This is a genomic window from Aquimarina sp. BL5, from assembly GCF_003443675.1.
GTDB lineage: Bacteria > Bacteroidota > Bacteroidia > Flavobacteriales > Flavobacteriaceae > Aquimarina.
This window is the reverse complement of the sequence record NZ_CP031963.1, coordinates 310493-332966: the sequence shown is the minus strand read 5'-3', so window position 1 is coordinate 332966 and position 22474 is coordinate 310493. Positions and strand designations below refer to the sequence as shown.

Annotated in this window: 23 protein-coding genes; 13 read left to right on the top strand and 10 right to left on the bottom strand. The window is 32.2% G+C overall.

Annotated features, from left to right (window positions below; all coding sequences use genetic code 11):
• Positions 1-34: 34 nt before the first annotated feature.
• From gap to D1818_RS01570, 3 genes are all read right to left on the bottom strand, one after another.
• Positions 35-1024, bottom strand: coding sequence for a type I glyceraldehyde-3-phosphate dehydrogenase (gene gap, locus D1818_RS01580; protein ID WP_118455737.1), 990 nt, complete (start codon positions 1022-1024; stop codon positions 35-37).
• A 79-nt stretch (positions 1025-1103) separates the two neighbouring features.
• Positions 1104-1781: a DUF2461 domain-containing protein gene (locus tag D1818_RS01575; protein ID WP_118455735.1), complete on the bottom strand. Its 678-nt coding sequence runs from the start codon at positions 1779-1781 to the stop codon at positions 1104-1106.
• A gap of 202 nt (positions 1782-1983) precedes the next feature.
• Entirely contained in the window at positions 1984-2403 is a 420-nt protein-coding gene (locus tag D1818_RS01570; RefSeq protein WP_118455732.1) for a CBS domain-containing protein, read from the bottom strand.
• 326 nt (positions 2404-2729) lie between these two features.
• Here D1818_RS01570 and epsC point away from each other — a divergent pair, with 326 nt between their 5' ends.
• From epsC to D1818_RS01545, 5 genes are all read left to right on the top strand, one after another.
• Positions 2730-3521, top strand: coding sequence for a serine O-acetyltransferase EpsC (gene epsC / locus D1818_RS01565; RefSeq protein WP_118455730.1), 792 nt, complete (start codon positions 2730-2732; stop codon positions 3519-3521).
• Positions 3521-4405, top strand: coding sequence for a cysteine synthase CysM (gene cysM / locus D1818_RS01560; RefSeq protein WP_118455728.1), 885 nt, complete (start codon positions 3521-3523; stop codon positions 4403-4405). Before epsC ends, cysM begins: the two co-directional genes overlap by 1 nt.
• Positions 4406-4472: 67 nt before the next feature.
• Positions 4473-6458 carry a type I pullulanase gene (gene pulA, locus D1818_RS01555; RefSeq protein ID WP_118455726.1) on the top strand — a complete coding sequence of 662 codons (1986 nt, stop codon included), beginning with the start codon at positions 4473-4475 and terminating at the stop codon, positions 6456-6458.
• Positions 6459-6715: 257 nt separating this feature from the next.
• Positions 6716-7846, top strand: coding sequence for an AraC family transcriptional regulator (locus D1818_RS01550; RefSeq protein ID WP_118455724.1), 1131 nt, complete (start codon positions 6716-6718; stop codon positions 7844-7846).
• Positions 7847-7905: 59 nt separating this feature from the next.
• Positions 7906-9300, top strand: a complete 1395-nt coding sequence (locus tag D1818_RS01545; protein WP_118455722.1) for a S41 family peptidase — start codon at positions 7906-7908, stop codon at positions 9298-9300.
• A 123-nt stretch (positions 9301-9423) separates the two neighbouring features.
• Here D1818_RS01545 and D1818_RS01540 read toward each other — a convergent pair whose 3' ends face one another.
• Positions 9424-10101 carry a class I SAM-dependent methyltransferase gene (locus D1818_RS01540; protein WP_118455720.1) on the bottom strand — a complete coding sequence of 226 codons (678 nt, stop codon included), beginning with the start codon at positions 10099-10101 and terminating at the stop codon, positions 9424-9426.
• A 332-nt stretch (positions 10102-10433) separates the two neighbouring features.
• On the opposite strand from D1818_RS01540, the gene D1818_RS01535 reads away from it, so the two are divergent.
• Entirely contained in the window at positions 10434-10805 is a 372-nt protein-coding gene (locus tag D1818_RS01535) for a VOC family protein (RefSeq protein WP_118455718.1), read from the top strand.
• Between the two features lie 83 nt (positions 10806-10888).
• Complete coding sequence (recQ, locus tag D1818_RS01530; protein WP_118455716.1) at positions 10889-13009, top strand: DNA helicase RecQ; 2121 nt, start codon at positions 10889-10891, stop codon at positions 13007-13009.
• A 3-nt stretch (positions 13010-13012) separates the two neighbouring features.
• On the opposite strand, the gene D1818_RS01525 is transcribed toward recQ, so the two are convergent.
• The 4 genes from D1818_RS01525 to D1818_RS01510 form a co-directional block, all read right to left on the bottom strand.
• Positions 13013-13663, bottom strand: a complete 651-nt coding sequence (locus D1818_RS01525; RefSeq protein WP_118455714.1) for a hypothetical protein — start codon at positions 13661-13663, stop codon at positions 13013-13015.
• 85 nt (positions 13664-13748) lie between these two features.
• A complete protein-coding gene (locus tag D1818_RS01520; RefSeq protein WP_118455712.1) occupies positions 13749-14882 on the bottom strand; it encodes an NAD(P)/FAD-dependent oxidoreductase in 1134 nt (377 codons plus the stop codon).
• A gap of 91 nt (positions 14883-14973) precedes the next feature.
• Positions 14974-15624, bottom strand: coding sequence for an MOSC domain-containing protein (locus D1818_RS01515; RefSeq protein ID WP_118455710.1), 651 nt, complete (start codon positions 15622-15624; stop codon positions 14974-14976).
• Complete coding sequence (locus tag D1818_RS01510) at positions 15621-16418, bottom strand: tRNA pseudouridine(38-40) synthase TruA (protein WP_118455708.1); 798 nt, start codon at positions 16416-16418, stop codon at positions 15621-15623. Before D1818_RS01510 ends, D1818_RS01515 begins: the two co-directional genes overlap by 4 nt.
• A 152-nt stretch (positions 16419-16570) precedes the next feature.
• Here D1818_RS01510 and D1818_RS01505 point away from each other — a divergent pair, with 152 nt between their 5' ends.
• Entirely contained in the window at positions 16571-16948 is a 378-nt protein-coding gene (locus D1818_RS01505; RefSeq protein WP_118455706.1) for a LysM peptidoglycan-binding domain-containing protein, read from the top strand.
• Positions 16949-17158: 210 nt separating this feature from the next.
• Complete coding sequence (locus D1818_RS01500; RefSeq protein ID WP_147406224.1) at positions 17159-17473, top strand: hypothetical protein; 315 nt, start codon at positions 17159-17161, stop codon at positions 17471-17473.
• Positions 17474-17509: 36 nt separating this feature from the next.
• Here the strand turns inward: D1818_RS01500 and cmk are convergent, their stop codons facing one another.
• Both cmk and porQ read right to left on the bottom strand, forming a co-directional pair.
• A complete protein-coding gene (gene cmk / locus D1818_RS01495; RefSeq protein WP_118455703.1) occupies positions 17510-18217 on the bottom strand; it encodes a (d)CMP kinase in 708 nt (235 codons plus the stop codon).
• Positions 18217-19236, bottom strand: coding sequence for a type IX secretion system protein PorQ (gene porQ / locus D1818_RS01490; RefSeq protein WP_370449459.1), 1020 nt, complete (start codon positions 19234-19236; stop codon positions 18217-18219). Before porQ ends, cmk begins: the two co-directional genes overlap by 1 nt.
• Positions 19237-19550: 314 nt before the next feature.
• Between porQ and D1818_RS01485 the strand changes: the two genes are divergently transcribed.
• From D1818_RS01485 to D1818_RS01470, 4 genes are all read left to right on the top strand, one after another.
• On the top strand, positions 19551-20585 hold the full coding sequence (locus tag D1818_RS01485; protein WP_118455697.1) for a rod shape-determining protein: 1035 nt from the start codon (positions 19551-19553) through the stop codon (positions 20583-20585).
• 83 nt (positions 20586-20668) lie between these two features.
• On the top strand, positions 20669-20980 hold the full coding sequence (locus D1818_RS01480) for a helix-turn-helix transcriptional regulator (protein WP_118455695.1): 312 nt from the start codon (positions 20669-20671) through the stop codon (positions 20978-20980).
• 41 nt (positions 20981-21021) lie between these two features.
• Positions 21022-21618, top strand: a complete 597-nt coding sequence (locus tag D1818_RS01475) for a short chain dehydrogenase (RefSeq protein ID WP_118455693.1) — start codon at positions 21022-21024, stop codon at positions 21616-21618.
• 4 nt (positions 21619-21622) lie between these two features.
• Positions 21623-22408: a PhzF family phenazine biosynthesis protein gene (locus D1818_RS01470; RefSeq protein WP_118455691.1), complete on the top strand. Its 786-nt coding sequence runs from the start codon at positions 21623-21625 to the stop codon at positions 22406-22408.
• The last annotated feature ends 66 nt before the right edge of the window (positions 22409-22474 follow it).

Genomic DNA, 22474 nt, shown 5'->3' with positions numbered 1-22474 from the left:
AGAGACTTTGGAAATAGCAAAATAGAATAAACCATTACAATTCTAAAATCTGTCGAATCATTTGATTAGTAAATCCCCACTCGTTATCATACCAGATCATAACCTTGACTAAATCGCCATCTACAACTCTAGTCATAGACGCATCAACAGTTGAAGCATATGGATTCATCTGAATATCAGAAGAAACGATAGGTTCATAAGTAACATCTAATACTTTAAGATATCTATCTGTATTCGCTTCTTTCTGAAGTATTTCATTAATCTCCTCTGCTGTAGTATTTCTTTCGGCAATAAATGTAACATCACTAATAGAACCTACAGGAACCGGAGTTCTAATCGCTATTCCATCGAACTTACCTTCAAACTGAGGCAATGCTTTAGTTGTTGCAACCGCTGCACCTGTAGATGTTGGAGTAAGATTGACTGCTCCTGCTCTACCCATTCTTGGGTTTTTCTTAGAAGGTGCATCTACTAATGTTTGTGATGCTGTATATGCATGAATTGTATTAAGAATAGCTTTTTTAATTCCAATTGTCCTTCCTAATATCTCTACAACGGGGCTAATATTATTGGTTGTACAACTTGCACAAGAGAATATAGCGGTTTTCCCATCTTCAGTATTCACTCCGTGAACGACAGTGGGTGTATCTTTACTTTTGGTTGGACCAGAAATTACAACATTAGTTGCACCTGCTTTTATATGTTTTTCAGCATCTTCGCTATTGGTAAAAAAACCAGTACTTTCGATTACAATATCAATATCATTCTCTTTCCATGGAAGTTGTTCAGGGTCTCGCTGATTAAAATATAATATTTTTTGTCCATCCACCTGTAAATGATCTTCATGAACACGAACTTCTTTATCATAAATACCATACACACTATCATATTTCAAAAGGTACTGCGCATTTTCTATCGACATTAAGTCATTTACTGCAACAACTTGTAATCCTGGCTCTTCCATGAGTACTTTAAGTGATGCACGCCCTATTCTTCCAAATCCATTAATTGCTACTCTTTTCATGTTTTTATTGTTTTGTTGATTAACTGTACGGTTAAAATTATTTTATAGTTGACGAGAAATGTAAATAAAAATTACATTATTATTCGATTAAAGATACTCCATTAAGGTCCGTAGTTAATACATCACTCATATAATCAAAATAAGGGCGTAATAATTCATAATGATAAATCAGTTTATCTAAAAAACCAGAAGAAAACACCTCCTTATCGGTAAATTTATGCTCTACAAAAAACGACTTATTTTTAATCAAATCAATAGCGGGGTGATCTTTACTAAACCCTTTGGGTGCAGTCTTAACCTGATACCCCGTATTAAAACTACCAAATGCTTTCTTGAAATCTGAATTAGCCAGAATCTCTCGTATTTCTTGATCATCCATTTCAAATTCTTTACGGATACGTAACAAATCTTTTGGCTCCGGACTAAAAAAACCACCAGCCATTAAAGAATTACCAGGTTCTAAACGCAGATAATAACCTCCTCGACGATAAGCTCCTGACCTACTAAAACTTACACTTCTATGTACATTATAAGGTGTTTTATTTTTGCTGAAGCGAACATCACGGTTAATCCTAAAAACCTTTAATTTCTCTATCTCATCGTGCTCATTCAGTCTTTCTTGGACTGAGGTATAAAATACTTTCAACTCCTTTTCATTGGCTTGATAACGTTTTTTATGTTCTTGCATCCATTCTCTGTGGTTGTTCTTTTTCAAATCTTTTAAAAACTCAAAGGAAGATTTTGGTATCGTACTCATAAAATTACTTTAGTGTTAAAATTACTAAAATCTAATCGCTGAGTAGAAGTTTAACTAAATTTTAAACAATGAAATCCTCTTCACTTTTTGCTTTAGCCTAAAATGCAAATATGAATGCAATACAAGAAACCTTCTTTAAACGAAATCAAAGAAGGTTTGTCTAGCAATAATTTGGACTGACTAAGAAATATTGTAAATGATACTAAAACTGTTCTAACAAATAGTTTATTAAATCAGTAGTTGTTACGATTCCCGCTAGTTTACCATTGTCGATAACTGGTAATGCGTGGAATTCTCTACTAGCCAGTATTTCAGCCACTTCCTTTATTGTTGTACCAGAGCTAACACTTACTAGATTCTTTGCCATTACTTGTTCTATAGTGAACATCTCATACACTACGGTATCTACATTGCCATCATTATCGTTGATTGCATCAGCAAAACTTATACGCAGTAAATCTGTATAACTTAACATTCCAATAATCGAATCGCCTTTAACTACAGGTATATGTCGGATTTTATGCTCTTTGAATAGCATTTCTGCAGTTTCTAATCCGTTTGTACTATTTAATGTGATTACATCAGAAGTCATTATTCTGGAAACTGGAGTCCTTTTTTTCATGTTGAATTACTTTAAAAATGATATTCAAAAGTATCATCCTACTCCAATAAAAATTATGATAAATATCAGTGGATAAAAGAATAAAAAATAAAAGAATTTTGATAGATGTATATTTCACAAACCATATATGTTATTCACGTATTTTTTAAATATACATGGACAAAACAAGATTGTTTTCTTCTGAGTTTTTAACCAAATTTTATGGATTACTATCAATTCTTACCATTCTTTGTTATTATTATTGTAAAAATGTAAGTAATTATGGCATATTAGGACGAATATATTCTTTATTCTATATATTTACTAGACTTTTCAAAAAAGGCGTAATGACAAAAGCAAAAGATCAAATCATAGCTAAAATTGAGGAACAGAAAAAAAATCCTAATCTTAGACTAAAGCTAAAAGAAAGAACTGAGTATTTTACCAATCTACTTTTCTATACCTTATTCGATTCTGAAACTGAAGTAGAGAAGAATATTGATATTTTAGAACAAACCTTCGAGGAGCTGGTTGATCTTGCGTGTTGGGAAACTGAAAAACCATGTAGCAGTATCTGGCAATCCTATTTAGAGAAATTACCGGAGGTTTTACAAAAATTAAATAAAGATGCAGACTCATTTATAACCAGTGATCCCGCAGCTAATTCTATAGAAGAAGTGTATCTGGCATATCCAGGATTTTACGCAATTGCTATATACAGGTTAAGTCATGAATTATTAAAATTTGGTTTACCATTGATCCCTAGATTAATGACTGAATATTCTCACAGATTAACAGGTACCGATATCAATCCCGGTGCAGAAATTGGAGAATCTTTTTTTATTGATCACGCCACAGGAATCGTTATTGGGGAAACAGCAATTATAAAAAATAATGTGAAAATATATCAAGGTGTTACATTAGGTGGTTTATATGTAGATAGAAAACTTCGTAATGTAAAAAGACATCCAACCGTAGAAGATAATGTAACCATTTATGCAAATGCTACTATACTTGGTGGCACAACAATAATTGGCGCTAATAGCACTGTTGGCGGTAATGCGTGGATTACCTCTTCTGTACCAGAAAACTCCATTATATCCAATACTTCAGAAATCAAGATCAAAAAAGTTGTTTAATGTCGCATAGCATTTTAGACCTCATAGGAAACACACCTTTAGTAAAGGCTACTTCCATTATTAAAAACCCGAATATTACATTATATCTAAAACTAGAAGGACATAATCCTGGTGGTAGTGTAAAAGATCGTGCAGCATATAACATGATCAAATCTGCATTAGACCGGGGCGATATAGATCAAACTACTAAACTTATTGAAGCAACCAGTGGAAATACAGGTATTGCACTGGCTATGATTGCTGGGATTTTCAAATTAGACATAGAACTAGTCATGCCGGAGAATTCTACAAAAGAACGTGTACAAACCATGCGTGCATATGGAGCAAAGGTTACATTAACTTCTGAAGACGTTGGTATTGAAGGAGCGCGAGACTATGCTGAAGCTAAAGTTACTAATGAAGGTTATATAATGCTTAATCAGTTTGCCAACGATGATAACTGGAAAGCTCATTACAAAACGACGGGGCCGGAAATCTGGAGGGATACGGAAGGAAAAATTACTCACTTCGTCTCCTCTATGGGAACTACTGGAACTATTATGGGAACTTCTACTTATCTCAAAGAACAATCCCAAAATGTACAAATAGTTGGTGTGCAACCTACGGATGAATCTAGAATTCCTGGAATCCGAAAATGGCCAAAAGAATATTTGCCAAAAATATTTAATCCTGATAAAGTAGATCAAGTTATAGAAGTTAGTCAGGAAGAAGCTACCGAAATAGCTAAAAGACTAGCAAAAGAAGAAGGTGTTTTTTCTGGAATGAGTAGTGGTGGTTCTGTTACTGCAGCCCTAAAATTAGCAGAAACTCTGGATAGTGGAGTTCTGGTAGCAATTATTTGTGATCGAGGGGACAGATATTTAAGCTCTGATTTGTTTTTATAAATAAGAACAAATTTTACAACCTGCAGTAAACCAACCACAACCATTAACAAACCATAAATATCAGCATATGAAACATGTTTTCGTGTATCTTCTTATTTTATCTACTATAACATCCTGTTCAGAAAAGAAAGTGACTTATAAAAGCTTTACAGAATACCCAACTCCAACAGAAACAAGCCTTTGGCTAGAGTACACTAAAGAAGCTACTATTTTCAAAATATGGTCTCCCATTGCCGAAAAAGTACAACTTCATTTATACAAAGAAGGTAATGGCGGGACTCCCTTAGAAACTGAAACTTTGAAACAAGAAGAAAAAGGGATTTGGACATTACGGATTGATAGAGATTTACACGGTACTTATTATACGTATCAAACGATGGTCGATGGTAAATGGTTAGAAGAAACTCCTGGTATTTATGCAAAAGCTACTGGAGTAAATGGTAAAAGAGCTATGGTGCTGGATTTTGAAACAACAAATCCTGATGGATGGGATCAAGATAAAGGTACTGCCCTTACATATCCAAATGAAGCTATTATCTACGAATTGCATATAAGGGATATGACGATACATCCACAATCAGGATCAAGTAAACCTGGTAAATATCTCGGACTGGTAGAAGAAGGTACTAAAGGTCCCGATAGTGTTGCAACAGGAATTGATCACCTAAAAGAATTAGGTATCACACATGTTCATCTTTTACCAACTTATGACCACTACTCTATTGATGAAACAAAATTAGATACGCCACAATTTAATTGGGGATATGATCCACAGAACTATAACGTGCCAGAAGGTTCATTTTCTTCTGATCCATATAAAGCCGAAGTGAGAATCAAAGAATTTAAACAAATGGTCAAGGCATTTCATGATAATGGAATTGGAGTCATTTTAGACGTGGTTTATAATCATACTGGAAGAACTGAGAATTCTAATTTTAATTTAGAAGTTCCTGGGTATTATTATCGTCAATGGGAAGATGGTAAACCTTCTGATGCTTCGGCTTGTGGAAATGAAACAGCTTCAGACCGAGCAATGATGCAAAAGTATATTACCGAGTCGGTAGCATATTGGGCGAAAGAGTATCACTTAGATGGATTTCGTTTTGATTTAATGGGTATCCACGATACCGAAACGATGAACAAAGTAGCCAAAACGGTAAAGACTATAAACCCAAATATCTTTGTATATGGCGAAGGATGGACCGCTGGTGACTCTCCTCTGCCAGAAGAAAGAAGAGCTTTAAAAAAGAACACTTTGGCAATGCCACAGATTTCTGCTTTTAGTGATGACTTAAGAGATGGGCTAAAAGGTTCTGTTTTTAAGGAAGAAAGTATTGGTTTTGTTAGCGGAGCAAAAAATGCTTCAGCATCTGTGAAAATGGGAATTGTAGGATCCATAAAGCATCCACAAATTGATTATACAAAGGTAAATTACTCAAAAGCACCTTGGGCAAATGAACCTTGGCAGTCGGTATCTTATGTTTCTTGTCACGATAATCATACTGTATTCGATAAACTAAAAATCTCCAGAAAAGATGCAACGAAAGATGAACTTATCGCGATGCAAAAACTGTCAAACGCTATTGTGATGACGTCTCAAGGAGTTGCTTTTATACATGCCGGAGCAGAAATGCTACGTACCAAAAATGGAGAACATAACTCTTATAATCTTCCAGATAGTATTAATCAGATAGATTGGAGTTGGAAAAACACACATGCTGATGTCGTTACTTATTATAAAAACCTTATAACACTTAGAAAAACGCATCCTGCTTTCAGAATGACTAAAGCAGATGATGTAAGAGAAAATTTAGAGTTTAAAGAAGACAAAAACGGATTGATTAGTTATCAGATTAAGAATAATGCTAATGGAGATAGTTGGAAAAACATTCTTGTGGTATATAATAGTAACCCAAAAGCTATAGCCTACCAACTAAACGAAACTTGGCAAGTAGCCGTTTTAGGAGGCAACTTTGATTTTGAAGAAACAAAAAACGTAAAAAGCAAAATAAACATACCTCCTATATCGTTGATGGTTTTATTTCAGGAATAGAATACTAACCCTATTTTTCTGACAATCATACACTAAAATACATACTGAAATTTTAGTTAAAGATTTTTCGATTAAATTGGTCGTAATTATTTAATACAAGTGCTAGTTGCTTATGTAATTACATCTCAAATTTTTTGAATTGGTTTACAAATTAAACAAGAAATAAAACACACAGAAAAATCGATTAGTTCAGGCATAATTGTCTTACTACGTTTCATATATTTGGCTTTAGCAACAGTTAAAATTAACTATCTTAAATGATTGCATCCAACTCCATTCTATTTACTATCATCTGTGTATTTGCTTTTCAAGCTATGTTTTTGAGTGGCTTAATTATCTTTAAACGTCCGAGAAAATTATTTAATATTTTTCTGGCTATTTTGGTATTTTTTTATGCTCTAATGGCAATAAATATAGTGATGGTTAATATATTAAAAGACCTAGGTAGGCTTGATATATTTAGATATATCCAAATGGAGATGTTATACGGTATAGGACCAGCACTTTATTTTTACACTAAATCCATTTCGAATCCAAAATTTAAATTTACCAAATTTCATTACTTGCACTTCTTACCATTGGTATTTGAATTTATTTTTTATAGAACTTCAATTTACAGAATTGGATCAGATGGTCTATACTTAGAAGAATTGCCATCCTACTCCTATGTATATTTAACACAACAATGGATTGGAATTCTTTCTATATTAATTTATAGCTTTATCTCGTTGAGTATTCTAATAAAATACCAAAAACAGCTTAAAGAATATTACTCAAAAATTGAACACCTTTCTCTTAAGTGGTTACAAGCACCTGTCATCATTTTTGGAAGTTATTTTATGTTATGGAATATTCTGACAGAAATAGATAGATTTGCTTTTGACGGAAATCTACGTGAACATTACTTTTTACCAAATTTTGTAATACTTTCTATTGTTACTTGTTGGATTGGATTTAAAGGATATATTCAAAAAGAGCTTGATATAGTACAATTACAACCTGTTTTAAGAAAATCAACACCTATTGAGATTGAAAAAGATGAAGCATTTCTTTTAAAGATGAAACAACTTATGGAAAACCAAAAGCCATATCTCAACCAAGAACTTAATCTATCGATACTTGCAGAATCTTTACAGATGAAACCTAAAGAATTATCCTTAAAGATTAATCAAAACTATAATAAAAATTTTTATGACATTATCAATTTTTATCGTATTCAAGCTTTTAAAAGTAGGTTAAAATCTTCTGAAAGAGATAAAATGTCTTTACTTGGTCACGCCTATGAGTGCGGATTTAATTCTAAGTCAACTTTTAACCTTGTGTTTAAAAAAACGATGCAACAAACTCCTAGTGAGTATCTTAAAAAGTTGAAAAATACGTCCAGTTAGAAGCATTCGGTCGATTAAACATTATATATCATATATGTTTGACGAAAAATATTTTTATAATGAATAAAACAAAATTATTCAATAGCAATTATTGTACTGTATTTCTATTTTTCCTTGTTGGTTTAGTACATATTCAAATTTCCGCACAACAGTTTTCAAAAGCAGAAGTATTATCGGATTTAAAATACTTAAAAAAGTCGCTTGAAGACACACACTTCAACCTATATGCATATACTAGTAAAGAAGATTTTGAACAAAATTTTGAATCCATTAAAAATGAGATTAAAAAGGACAGTTTTAACCTATTAGAAGTAACGAAATTATTTCAAAAAATAGTTTCTAAAGCTAATAATGGCCATACAAGAATTTCGTTTGTCCAACCTTACAAAATGTATGTTAAGACAGGTGGAACAGTTTTTCCTCTAGAAATAGCTATCGAAAACGGTAAAGCTTTTGTAAGAAAAAATTGGTCAATAAATAAAGACATCCAAATTGGCGCTGAGTTAAAACGTATAAATGGACTTCGGATTAAACAAGTTTTAGAAAAAATATATCCATTAGTTTCAGGAGAAAGAACGTATTTTATGAATGCTCAAATTGAATATTTGACGCTTCCCAGATATTATTGGCTTGCTTTTGGTGAACAAGAGAATTTTGAGATTGAAATATTTCAAAATGAAAAATCTAAAGTAATTAAAATCAATGCGATTAGTGCTCTGGATGATTTTGAAATGAAGCGTTACGACATCATAAATCATGAACGTACGATTAAATTTTATCCTAATGCAGCATACTTAAATCCAGGACATTTTGGTGGAAAATTCGAACAATATAAACAGTTTATTGATACTACTTTTATTCAAATCAAAGCTAAGAACTCTAAAAATCTAATTATAGATTTAAGGAACAATCCTGGCGGAGATGATGCTTTTAGTGATTATTTAGTATCATATATAGCCAATAAACCCTTTAAGTGGGCGTCAAGATTTCAACTTAAAACAAGCGCTCATTTAAAAGAAAATACTAGACATACTAAGGATACTACAAAAGCGTATTGGAAATCTATCTTAGAGCACAACAATGGTGAGATTTATGACTATAATTTCAGCTTTAATGAGCCACAAGCCAAAACAAAACTTTTTCGAGGAAAAGTCTATGTACTTGTAAATAGACAATCCTATTCACAATCCACGGTGACCGCTTCACAGATCCAAGATTACGGTTTTGGAACTATTGTAGGAGAAGAAACCGCTGAATTTCCCAATCTTTATGCGTCAGTATACAACTATAAATTACCTGAAACAGCTATAATTGTGGAGGTTTCAAAAGGAAAAATAGAGCGTATCAATGGCATAGATAACGGCAAAGGTGTTATACCAGATATTCTAATTAAAGATCATTTGTTAGACGAACAAGATGAAATTTTAGAAGGATTGTTAAAAAGGATACATTAGATTGTTATTAATCTTTTCTTGATGAAGAGAATTTTGTTTTAATTTTAAATCAGAATCAAAGAAGAAATCAACGTTTTTTTAATGTCCAAATCTGAAGCATATTTTAGCAAATTTCGATATAACTTAGAACATTCTGTATAAGGTAGTTACTATAATTCCATTATGATTATTTAAAATAATTGATGATAATTGTTTTTCTTCTTTTACCTTAAAATTAAATGGTGGAGCTAATACATCTAAACCACTTTGTTTTTTTAGTCTAATTCCTTGTCCAGAAATGATATCTATATTTGGTTCAAAGTATCCTTCAGGTATGTGCTCGGTCAAAATCACATATTTAAAATTGGTTAACTTACTCAATATGCGATGTATTTCTACATTGGATAGGTGCTGTAATACTTGTCGCAATAACACACAATCACCAGAAGGCAAAGCATCTGCAGAAATATCCAAACAATGAAATTCTAAATTTTCTTCTTTAAATTTTTCTTTGTTATGCTTTATAAGTTCAGATACAATATCAACAGCAATATACCTTTTAGTATGTGCTACCAATTCTTTTCCTATATTAAAATCCCCACAACCTAAATCACATACAGTAAGTAGACCTTTAAACGATCCTAAAAAAGAAATTAAAACATCTATATAGGGTTTTACTATTTCAGGATCATGTGACCCAGAACCTGAATAGAAAAGAGAACTATTACTACCCCAAAGATTCTTTTCATAAATCTGTTCCATTGCATCTTTTGTCGGCCAAGGCTTTTTTGTTCTTTCTACTATATTGCCTTTATTTTTCATACCGTATAAACTACAAAATATAATTACACCTATTCAAATATAATATCTCTAACATTGAAAAATGTAACGAATGCTCCTATTCTTATACTTATATTGATGAATCTAATATATTATTACATTATGAATACGAAAACAGGTACTACTAAAAGAAATGATTACATACAATGGGGAATAGCTTTTTTAATGATCTTCTGGTTTATAATAACTGCTTTCGTTCATAATCAATATCACTAATTTAAATTTAGTATCTTTTAAGAGTTCAAACTTTTGACAAAAAAATAACCTATTTTATATATAGGATTAGAGTCATATAAATCAAAAACTATAAAAAGATGAAATTAGGAGCTTTTTCGATAAGTCTAAATGTAAAAGACATTAACGTATCGAAAGAATTTTATGAAAACCTTGGTTTTAAAGTGTTTGCTGGAGATATCGAAAATAATTATTTGATAATGAAAAATGAAAACAATCTAGTTGGTCTCTTTCAAGGAATGTTTGAAAACAATATTATGACCTTTAACCCTGGATGGGATACCTCTGCTAATAAACTTGAAAGTTTTGATGATGTAAGAGAAATTCAAAAAGATTTAAAAAAGAAAGGCGTAAAGTTAGAACAAGAGGCAGATGAAGATTCGAGCGGTCCAGGAAGTATTGTATTAATGGATCCTGATGGCAATACAATTTTGTTAGATCAGCATGTCTAAGTAGTTCTAAAAAGTAGAAAAGAAATTAATATGCGCCGATAAGATCGTTTAATTTTTAATGGCTTTTTCCTTTCTTTGCATTTATGCCAGAACAACAACAAATTCTTAGTACCTTAAAAGAGTATTTCGGATACGACAGCTTTAGACCGTTACAACAAGAAATCATTGATTCCGTATTCAATGGATTGGATAATATGGTTGTCATGCCTACGGGTGGAGGAAAATCCATCTGTTACCAATTACCTGCACTATTACTTCCTGGTATTACCTTAGTAATTTCTCCATTAATTGCATTAATGAAGGACCAAGTAGATGGGTTATTATCTAATGGCGTGCAAGCATCTTTTGTGAATAGTAGTCAAAATGAAAATGAACAACAAGAAATCTATCAAAAACTACTAGATAAAGACATTAAATTACTCTATGTTGCTCCAGAAAGTTTGAGTTTCTTAGATAATATACTTTCACAAATTACTATTAGTTTAATTGCTATTGATGAAGCGCATTGTATATCATCTTGGGGGCACGATTTTAGACCGGCATATACACAATTAGGATACTTAAAAAACAGGTTTCCTGATACTCCGGTTATTGCATTAACGGCTACCGCTGATAAGGCAACCCGACAAGATATTTGTAAACAATTAAATATTCCTAATGCAAAGCAGTTTTTAGCATCCTTTGACCGTGAAAATCTAAGTCTGGAAGTACGTCCGGGTAATAAGAGAGTAGAACAAATTATAGATTTCCTGGAAGACAAACCTAATGATGTCGGTATTATCTACTGTTTGAGCAGAAAAACAACAGAAATGTTGGCAGAAAAACTACAAAGTAAAGGGTTTATCGCAGAAGCTTATCATGCTGGTATAGATCACAAGAAAAGAGCCAAAGTACAAGAAGGTTTTATAAATGATACTATACAAATTGTATGCGCTACTATTGCCTTTGGTATGGGAATCGATAAATCTAATGTACGCTGGGTGATTCATTACAATTTACCAAAAAACATAGAAGGTTATTATCAGGAAATTGGACGTGCCGGTCGTGATGGATTACCTTCTTCTACGGTACTATTTCACAGTTATGCTGATGTAGTGCAATTACAAAAATTTGCAACAACATCTGGCAATCAAGAAGTACAGATGGCCAAGTTGGATCGAATGAAACAATATGCCGATTCTCTTAGTTGTAGAAGAAAAATATTACTTAGCTATTTTGGAGAATTAATTGAAGAAGATTGTGGTAATTGTGATGTTTGTAAAAATCCGCCAAGTTTTATTGATGGAACTGTTATTGCGCAAAAAGCATTATCTACAGTAGCAAGAATCAAAGAAGAAGAACCTATAGGAACAGTAATTGACGTTCTTAGAGGAGCTCAAAATGCTATGGTTTTGGATAAAGGATATCAAAGCCTTAAAACGTATGGCATTGCTAATGATATTTCTTGGAGAGATTGGCAACAATATATTATACAGTTAATTAATCAGGGATATCTGGAAATTGCTTTTCATCTTAACAACAAACTTAAACTAACTTCCCTTTCTAAAAAAGTACTTTTTGAAGGAGAAAAAGTTAGCCTCGCCAATCTTGCGGAGTTTGAAAAAATTAAAGAAATAGCTGCTCAACAGGTTAAAAAAGTAAAAGCAAATACATTGTTCGATAAATTGCGTGAACTACGCTTAGAACTAGCTAAGGAAGCTGGTATTCCTGCTTATCAGATTTTCAATGATGCTTCCTTAAAAGAAATGGAAAAGTCGAGACCTATGAGTGATGATGAATTCATGCAAATCAGCGGTGTCGGTAAACTTAAAATGCAAAACTATGGATATCAATTCATAAAGGCAATCATTGATTTTTCTGCAGAAAAAACTAAAAAGAAAAAGAAAACCAATAAGAATAAGGGGAATTCTCACAAAGAAACCTTGCATCTATATCAACAAGGATTATCCATAGAAGAAATTGCACAAGAAAGAAAACTGGCACAGTCTACCGTTTTTTCTCATATTATGAAATTATACAATGATGGTGAAGATATTGATTTAAAACAATTTGTAAGTAAAGAAGATATCATTTCGGTAAAAGAAGCAAAAGAAACGCTGGATAGTCCTGAAACTCTAAAACCCTATTTCGAACATTTCGAACAAGCAATGGATTATAATACAATAAAACTGGCTTTAGCTGTTTTGGATAATGAATCATTATAATAGTTAATTTTTAGTAATCGGAATCATACGATAAAATGGTCCTTGATCACAACCATCTGCAACTTGAGCTAATCCAGTTTCTATTAAAAACATCTTATGTTCGACAGATAAAGAAACATTTACTATGCTTTGATATAACAAACAATTTTCATGAATATCGGTACCTCCATTACAGCAAAAACCATGGGAATTTACTTGAGGTAATATAAATTTTTCACTTTTACACACTTCATTAGATACATTGACTTCTACGTACATCTTATTATCAATAGGATCTACTTTTTGATCAAATTTTAGAATCTCTTTTAATGTATAATAGTTATCACTCTCTAAAAGTTTCTTTACTTTTTCATAAATAGACTTTTGTTTTGCAACCATAAATTCATCAGCCTCTTCACTTGGTGACAGAATAATTTCATCTAACAACTTTCCATCACTGGAACGTATCTTTTGTAACGAAAATCCTAAATCAACACAACAAGAATATTGACTGTAGATAATCAGATAATGCAACCCATCTTCTGAAATAGCTGGAAAATTATCACAAACAAGATTATCACCATAATGTGCAACAAATGGTCTTAATACTTGCTGAGCGCTTAAGAACTGACTTCCTGTTAATACTAGTAATAAAAGAAGTAGTCTATATTTCATATATAAATAGTATTAAATGATTTATAAAAGCATGCTACAAACTTCATATAATCATTAAAAGAATTATACACTGTAAACAGTGAAATTACTTACAACTTTTCAAAATTTTTGTTACAATTGTTTTAGAATCATTAAAGATTGTTCCCAGAATTCCACCAAGTTTGTAATTATCAAAACCTACAAAAAATAACCCCTTATGGTCTCCATTTCCAATTGCGTTTTTAGGAACATTGTATCGATCAAATAATCCTTCTGTATTCTCTATAAACTGTTCCACTTTTGCTCTATATCCTGTTGCTAGAATTACAGTATCTATTTCTAATTGTGTTCCGTCTTTCAGTTGAACGCCACACTCATAAAAAGATTCAATATCCCCTACTAATTTGATCTTACCAGATTTTATTTGCTTTACCGTTCCTAAATCAATGACTGGAGTTTTTCCGGTTTGTTTAAGATGGTCAATAGGATCTTTTTTAGATATTGAAACTCCATATTTAGATAGATCACCAATAACAATTTTTCTTACTTGCTTACCAATCCATCTTCCTAATCCAAAAGGTAACTTCTCTAATTTTTTAGCTGTCGTTTGAACGGGTCTGCCATTAATATCTCTAGGAACGATTAGCAATGAACTTCTTACAGAAATGGTGACATCGATATCGTGTTCGCTAAGATCCAGTGCTAATTCAGCTCCTGTATTCCCCATACCTATTATAAGTACTTTCTTATTCTTAAAAGGAATTACATTTTTATAATGTCTACTATGAATAATTTCACCTTTATAATTTTCCTGATTTTTCCAAACTGGTAAAAAGGGAATTCTATTCACTCCAGTGGCAACAATTACATTGTATGATTTGTAATTTTCTTTATTGGTGGTAACGATCCAATAATCATTTTCTTTTTTAATAGATTGAACTTCTAAATTGAATCTAGGTTTAATATTAAAATGTTTTGCATAGCTCTCATAGTAAGCAGCTAGTTTAGCTTTCGGAACATATCTTGGAAATTCTTCTGGAAATTCTAAATGAGGTAAATGAGAAAGTTCTTTTACTGTATGTAATAATAACCGGTCGTAGTGGTTATGCCAACTCCATGCAATTTTATCGGTCTGCTCAACTATTTCAAAAGGAATACTTTGTTTTCTAAAACGACCGGCTATAGCGAGACCTGCAGGTCCTGCTCCAACAATTAGATTTTTAACTTCTCTTGTATTCATTAATAAAGGGGCCTTATTCTTCCTTAATCTATTGTATACGTTGATTTCTTTTTACTTTCTTTATGATAATCAATACTTAACAATTATCTTTTTATTTAGAAATGGAACTCCCATACCGATTCAAGATACTTTTCTTGTTGTTTACGGTAACAAAAGGATTGTCAAGTGCTTTTTTAGCCAAATCTAAATATGAATTTTGATCATAAAGCAATCGATACATATCACGAATAGATATTCCATCCTTATGTATTTCCTCTGCCATCAAAACATCGTCTGTTTTAACTTCTCCAGAAGTCAAAACTCTTAGATAAACACCTGGCATCATGGCTTCGATAAACTGTTTTAAAACAGTTTGTGTTCCGAAACGCACTCCTAATTTATAACAAGGTTGTCTTGGTTGCGAAACCTGAACTATGGCATCTCCTAATTGATATACATCTCCTATTTTAATAATACCTTCATCTAGCCCCAAAACCGTAAGGTTTTCACCAAACATACCATAACTCCAATCTAGATCAGGATATTTGCCTTTCCAGTATGGATAATGTTCTGCTGCATATAAATAACAGGCTTTGTCAACACCGCCATGAACACGCCGATCCATAACGTGATCACCTTTTACATCTTCGGTATCAAGAAAAATAGGTTCTATAACGGGGTATTTATAAATCCCTGTCTTTACTTCTTTCCCTCTCCATGAAATAGTCTGCGGTTCTCCAATATTAGTAGATACTACTTTCATAATATTTCATTTTTAAGTGTTACTGAATTTAAAATCAATCCGGAACCTGGAACAATATGTTCTAAAGTTATCTTTTCTCTATCCGGATCTAATGTCTGTTTAATAAAATCTATATCTATTTTGCCTTTTCCCAGATCTAATAATACTCCCATCATCAATCGAATTTGGTTTCTTTTAAACCCTTCTCCCTTTACTCGAAGTAAATAACTTTCTTCCGGAAAAAAACTAGCTGTATATAAAGTATTCTTTACAATTTCACATTGTATAATTTCTCCATGTACAATTGTATTCTCATTCGGTCTATGGCAATAGGATCTGAAATTATGCTTTCCTTCAAATAATTTGGCTGCTGTTACCATTAAATCAATATTAAGATCTTCCGTGATATTATACATAAATGGCGCACTAAAAGGATGAAACTTTTTACCAAAAGTAAAAAGATATATGTACTCTTTTATTTTTGGATGTTGTATGATATTAAATTGCTCATCTGTCTCCTGTATGCTTATAGCTCTTATATCCTGTGGTAGATTTTGATTAAATAAATCAAAAAAATCCTTTAGTTCTAATGGCGTATGATCCACAAACAATTCTATATAAGCTTCATTTGCCGAAACTTTAGCATCTGTTCGCCCAGCTGCTAACACCTTAAAATCTTTGGTCTCCAATACATAATTTATAGTACGTTCTACCATTCGTTGTAAAGTATTCACATTTGGTTGTTTTTGCCATCCATGATATCTAAATCCCAAATATTGTAATTGGATAATATAATAGAATCGTTTTCGAAACATATTGACTTTTATTTATAAGCATTCGAATATAGATAAATTATGCATTTCATCGATTATAAGATGTTTTTTAATCAGTAAATTATATAAAATCAATTTTATAAATTATTATATTTGAGTAAATCTAATTAATAATTTATAAAATCAACTTAGTTATGGTTAAAGCAAAATATCAAGATGTTTTGGATCTAGGACAAGAATTGAATATCCAAAATGGAGACGTTTCTGAAGATAATGGAGTACTTAAAGTAAAAGGAACTGCAAATACTCAATATGAAAAAAATCAACTTTGGGATAAGATAAAAGAAATTGGAGGAGAAGCCCCTGCTGATATTGTAGCGGATATTGATGTAGCAGATACATCTGTATATCACAGACATACTGTAAAAAGTGGAGAGTCTTTAAGTAAAATAGCGAAGCACTACTTTAAAGACCCAATGAAGTACAAGGAGATTTTTGCTGCAAACACTCATATTCTTAAGAATCCTGATGTTATTCATCCTGATCAAGAATTAATTATCCCTAATCTATAAGATACATTTTAAAACATACTTTATAATATAGGCCTTCCAAAATGCTAGTGGATGGCCTTTTTTTTGATAAATATTTATTAAAAATTTCGAACGTTCCATCGATAAATTAATAAAATTTAAGTGTTTCTTGAAAAATACTGGTCAAAAACAATAAAATGTTTAAATTTGAGGTTTTACCGTAACACACACAATCCAAATCTGTAAATAATTATGAAATCGATTTTATTTTCATTCTTCTTAATGTTGGTAATATCTGGGTATGGGCAGGCTTTATCTAAAACCAATATTATTTTTGAATCCAAAAAAATTGTGGTCATGAACAATGGCAAGGAATACAAAATTCTTAAGGAAACACCTCTATATGCTATTACTGATACCACTATTCCCCTAAGATATACTTTCGAAGACAAAACACTTATTCTTAATCGTGTACTATTAGTTAAGGAAAAGAATGAAAAAAAAGAACTAATAGAATGGGTGAAAGGAAAAATGACTTTCTATGAACTTAGGGAACCTAAAGAGTAGGAATAAGAAGTCTAAGGAAAAACTTATTATTTACTATTAGCTTAATAAGTTTTTTTGGGCGATAGCATCCTTTGCTATAGTATGTATTTGATCAAATTGTTCTACAAGAGTAAGATTAGAATTATCAATTGTTATAGCATCATCAGCCTTGCGAAGTGGAGAATCTTTTCTTGTACTATCGATATGATCTCTATTAACTACATTTTTTAGAACATCTTCATAACTAACATTTTCTCCTCTTTCCAAAAGTTCATTATACCTCCGCTCTGCCCTATCTTTTGCGGTTGCTGTCATAAATAATTTCAATTCTGCATTCGGAAAAACAACTGTTCCAATATCTCTGCCATCCATCACTATTCCTCTGTCTTTACCCATTAATTGTTGTTGTTCTACCAATTTTCTTCGAACCATTGATATAGCAGCAATTGGGCTTACTTGTCTAGAAACCTCTAGCGTTCTTATTTCTTTTTCTACATTTTCATCATTCAACATTACTTCCGCAAGCCCTGTTTCCGAACTAACCTCAAACCTAATATTAATTAAATGAAGGCTCTGTTCTAATGCTTTTTTATCAATCTCAGACTCATCGATAAACTTATGTCGCATAGCATATAAAGTAACGGCTCGATACATAGCCCCTGTATCCACATAAATATATCCTAATTCTTTTGCCAATTGTCTAGCTACAGTGCTTTTACCAGTAGATGAATGACCGTCTATTGCAATGATTATTTTTCTATCCACTATTGAAGATTTACATTTACACCAAAAGTACTGGAAGAAGCTGCAGAATTGTAACGAGCATAAGAATAAGCAAATCTAAATTTACCAAGTTTTAGAGAAAATCCACCGCTAAGTCCTGCAAATGATCGTTGATCTTCTATTCTTAATTCTTCAGATCTTCTGAAATTATACCCTAAGCGAATATTAAATCCACTTTCTGGAAAAAACTCCAACCCTACCACCACGTGGCGCAACGCATTATTTAAAAAACCAGGATCATCAGCTTCCACATTTCCTTCTAGATCCGTAATATCCCGTGCAGGATTTCGGAATGCTACATCCCATACCTGTAAATTTTCAAGAGTTAGATTCCATCGGATTGGAACATTTTTTAATGTTTGAGCAAATCCCATATCCACTGATAGTGGTAAATCCTCTCTTGTATTCTCATACGTGGTAAATTGTGTCCCCAAGTTACGAACAGCTAGTCCAAAATCAAATTTTGAATCAGGATTATGATATATCAAACCTAGATCTAATGCACCACCCAAGGATGTATATTGCTCTAACTTCGAAGAAATAAATTTTCCGCTGGCACCTACATGAAAATTCGAATTAGGTATAGCATATCCGTATCCTACTGATATTGCTACTTCACCAGCTCCAAAATCTCCGGTTTCATTTCCAAATTCATCAAAACCATCAAACTTACCATAATTTATATAGGTGATTCCGGCATGGAATACTCGTCTTTTTTCTCCAAAAGCTTTTGCATATGATACAGACCCATAGTTAACATCGGCAATATAATTCACATAGTTTACAGCTAATTGATTATCCATATCGATATTAATCGCTGCTGGATTAAGCATCGCAGAAGTAGGGTCCATATTATAACCAGTAACGTACTTACCACCAAGTGCTGCCTGTCTTGGAGACGAAACCAAATTCAAGAATTGATAGGTATATCTCCCTCCTATTTGTGAATAGGTCAAAGCGGTAAAAAAAAGTAGTACCAGAAATATGTATTTACGCATCATTAGCAGCAAAAATAAAAGAAACTATCTGGAAAACGATAGTAAGTGATAAAAATTTTACAAGGCACTAAATAAAACCTAAAACATACTTAAAAATAATACCAAAGAAAAAATTACTCAAAATTTTCTCCTAACTACTTATAAATCATATTTTGAAACAAAACAATTTTCAAAACACTGACTATTAAGTGTTTACAAAAAACCTACAATATTATATGTTTATAAGAGTTATCATGAATTAGCAACCCAAATGTATGAATATGATCGAACTATTTAATATTTATACAACTCAAATCAATCTAACTTAACCAATAACTATGGGCTTTTTTGATTTTTTAACTGATAAAATAGCAGTAGATCTAGGAACAACTAACACGCTAATAACACACAAAGGTAAAATAGCAATCGATGCTCCTTCGATTATAGCTGTTAACAGAATTAGCGGAAAAATAATCGCAGTCGGGAAAGAGGCTAGTTATATGCGGGGCAAAATTCATAAGAATATTAAAACCTTTTATCCGCTAAGAAATGGAGTCATTGCCAATTTTGATTTATCCGAGAAGATGCTCAAAATTCTCATCAAGACACTATCTGATATAAGCAGTGCTATTTTTATTAAATCTTACAAAATGATCATAGCAATTCCCTGTGGAATCACTAAAGTAGAAATGCGAGCCGTAAGAGACTCTGCTAAACGTCTTAATGCAAAAAAAGTATACTTAATTGCAGAACCTATGGCCGCAGCAATTGGAGCTGGAATTGATGTCCTACAACCTAAGGGACATATGGTAATAGATATTGGAGGAGGTACTACAGAAATTGCAGTAATTACACTTGGCGGAATTATATCAGGCCAGTCAGTAAAAATAGCAGGAAATGTGTTTAACGAGGACATCATTCAGTACATAAGAGAAAACCATAATTTGCATATTGGAGAAGGTACTGCTGAGGATATTAAAATTAAGATTGGTTCTGCTTTAGATATATTAGAATCACCACCAGAAAAAATACCTGTACAAGGTAGAGATATGCTAACAGGTAAGCCGAAACAAGTTTATATTACTCATAAAGAAATTGCTAAAAGTCTGGATAAATCCATTACACAGATAGAAAATGCAGTACTAGATACGTTATCAGATATTCCTCCTGAAATTTCTGCAGATATATATAATACCGGTATTTTCTTAACCGGAGGTGGATCTATGCTTAGAGGTCTTGATAAAAGATTCTCTAGGGCTACAGAATTACCTGTTTACAAAGGAGAAAATCCGTTGGAAGTTGTTGTAAAAGGAAGTGAAATGGTCCTAAAAAATCTTAATAGATACACTAATGTCTTAATAAAAAACTCGTAACGTGATTTAGACACTTACAAGTGTTTTAAATAAAATCTTGTTAAGATAACATATTTATAAAACTAAATATGTATATTTGACTCGTGAATAAGGAAAAAGTATTAGTAATAAAAAAGGCTTTGGCAAATTCCACTAGGTTAGATATACTGCAGTGGTTAAAAGATCCGGATTCTAATTTTCCACCACATGTAGAATTAGGACACTTTGATTTTGGAGTTTGTGGCCAATTAATTCAAGATAAGTCTGGCTTATCACAACCTACTATTTCTCATTATTTAGCTACGATGCATAAAGCTGGTTTGCTTATACCAACCAGACATGGGAAATGGACTTATTTTAAAAGGAATGAACAGATGATTCAGGAATATATTACTGAAATGAAAGATAATCTATAAAAATTTTATAGAAACATATTTACAAAACTAAATATATAATTATGAAGATTTTAATTATAGGAGCAACCGGAACCATAGGAAAAGAAATTTACAATTATCTTAAAAAAACCAACGAAGTATACGGCGCACATAGAAACAGTAGCTCCTATCCTATTGACATTACAGACAAAAACTCTATAAAATTACTTTTTAAGAAATTGCCCAAACTAGATGCTGTCATTAATGCTGCTGGTACCGCTTCATGGAAATCACTTTCTGATCTCGAGGAAGAAGATTATTACATGGGAATTAAAAGCAAATTAATGGGACAGGTAAATCTTGTTCACATAGCTAAAGATTATCTTAAAGAAAATGGTTCTATTACATTAACCACAGGTATTCTTGCTGAACATTATGAACCAAATGCTGTAGCACTTTCTTTGGTTAACGGTGCCATTCATAGTTTTGTTAATGCAGCTTCCCAGGAACTAACTCGTGGTATTCGACTTAATACTGTAGCTCCTGGAGCAATAGCCGGTGATTTCCCTAAAGATCAGAAATTTGCGGGATATTTACCTGTAGAAATTCAAGATGTTGTAAAAATATATGAGTATATACTAACTAATAAAAATACAGGTCAAATTCTAAAAATTTATTAACCTTATGAAAATTCCAATATACCAGATCGATGCATTTACGCAAAAACTCTTTGGAGGTAATCCAGCTGCTATCTGCCATTTACCTCATTGGTTGGATGATGAGACTTTATTAAACATTGCCATCGAAAATAATCTTGCTGAGACAGGCTATTTTGTAAAAAAAGATGACATCTATGAGATTAGATGGTTTATGCCCTATGCAGAAATTGATTTATGTGGTCACGCAACCTTAGCTTCTGCTTATGTAATTTTTAATTATATAGACACTACAATTAATGAAGTAACATTTTCTTCTAAAAGTGGTATCCTAAAAGCTAAAAAAGAAGATAACGGATCTATTACATTAGATTTCCCTTCTCGACCTCCTAAACCTGTTGATATTCCTAAAGAAGTATTTGAAGCTTTCCAAGCTAAACCGTTAAAAGCTTTTGCTGGAAGAGATCTTATTATAACTGTTGGCTCTGAAGAAGAAGTATTAGCAGAAGAACCAAAGTTAGAACTTCTGAAAGGACTCCCCTATTTATGTACCATAATTACTACTGAAGGTGAAAATTCGGATTTTGTATCCAGAGTATTCGATGCTAATCCTGAAATTCCTCTAGAAGATCCCGTTACGGGCTCCGCTCATGCTGCTTTAGTTCCATTTTGGGCAGAAAAACTTGGTAAAACAGCACTTAAAGCACATCAATTATCCAAGCGGGGTGGCGAACTTGATTGCAAATTAGTGGGAAACCGTGTTTTTCTTAGTGGATATTCAGTTCCATATTTAATTGGGGAAATAGAAATATAAAGGAATAAATTATGAAAACAATAGGATTAATTGGAGGCATGAGTTGGGAATCTTCAACAGTTTATT

Bases quoted from the DNA above. Each gene is read 5' to 3' on its own strand.
- porQ (WP_370449459.1), bottom strand. From the start codon at position 19,236: ATGATGCGTAAATACATATTTCTGGTACTACTTTTTTTTACCGCTTTG.
- D1818_RS01540 (WP_118455720.1), bottom strand. From the start codon at position 10,101: ATGAAAAATAAAGGCAATATAGTAGAAAGAACAAAAAAGCCTTGGCCG.
- D1818_RS01535 (WP_118455718.1), top strand. From the start codon at position 10,434: ATGAAATTAGGAGCTTTTTCGATAAGTCTAAATGTAAAAGACATTAAC.
- D1818_RS01520 (WP_118455712.1), bottom strand. From the start codon at position 14,882: ATGAATACAAGAGAAGTTAAAAATCTAATTGTTGGAGCAGGACCTGCA.
- D1818_RS01470 (WP_118455691.1), top strand. From the start codon at position 21,623: ATGAAAATTCCAATATACCAGATCGATGCATTTACGCAAAAACTCTTT.
- epsC (WP_118455730.1), top strand. From the start codon at position 2,730: ATGACAAAAGCAAAAGATCAAATCATAGCTAAAATTGAGGAACAGAAA.
- recQ (WP_118455716.1), top strand. From the start codon at position 10,889: ATGCCAGAACAACAACAAATTCTTAGTACCTTAAAAGAGTATTTCGGA.
- pulA (WP_118455726.1), top strand. From the start codon at position 4,473: ATGAAACATGTTTTCGTGTATCTTCTTATTTTATCTACTATAACATCC.
- D1818_RS01510 (WP_118455708.1), bottom strand. From the start codon at position 16,418: ATGTTTCGAAAACGATTCTATTATATTATCCAATTACAATATTTGGGA.
- D1818_RS01485 (WP_118455697.1), top strand. From the start codon at position 19,551: ATGGGCTTTTTTGATTTTTTAACTGATAAAATAGCAGTAGATCTAGGA.
- D1818_RS01515 (WP_118455710.1), bottom strand. From the start codon at position 15,624: ATGAAAGTAGTATCTACTAATATTGGAGAACCGCAGACTATTTCATGG.
- D1818_RS01500 (WP_147406224.1), top strand. From the start codon at position 17,159: ATGAAATCGATTTTATTTTCATTCTTCTTAATGTTGGTAATATCTGGG.
- D1818_RS01570 (WP_118455732.1), bottom strand. From the start codon at position 2,403: ATGAAAAAAAGGACTCCAGTTTCCAGAATAATGACTTCTGATGTAATC.
- D1818_RS01505 (WP_118455706.1), top strand. From the start codon at position 16,571: ATGGTTAAAGCAAAATATCAAGATGTTTTGGATCTAGGACAAGAATTG.
- cysM (WP_118455728.1), top strand. From the start codon at position 3,521: ATGTCGCATAGCATTTTAGACCTCATAGGAAACACACCTTTAGTAAAG.
- D1818_RS01525 (WP_118455714.1), bottom strand. From the start codon at position 13,663: ATGAAATATAGACTACTTCTTTTATTACTAGTATTAACAGGAAGTCAG.
- D1818_RS01545 (WP_118455722.1), top strand. From the start codon at position 7,906: ATGAATAAAACAAAATTATTCAATAGCAATTATTGTACTGTATTTCTA.
- D1818_RS01475 (WP_118455693.1), top strand. From the start codon at position 21,022: ATGAAGATTTTAATTATAGGAGCAACCGGAACCATAGGAAAAGAAATT.
- D1818_RS01575 (WP_118455735.1), bottom strand. From the start codon at position 1,781: ATGAGTACGATACCAAAATCTTCCTTTGAGTTTTTAAAAGATTTGAAA.
- gap (WP_118455737.1), bottom strand. From the start codon at position 1,024: ATGAAAAGAGTAGCAATTAATGGATTTGGAAGAATAGGGCGTGCATCA.
- D1818_RS01550 (WP_118455724.1), top strand. From the start codon at position 6,716: ATGATTGCATCCAACTCCATTCTATTTACTATCATCTGTGTATTTGCT.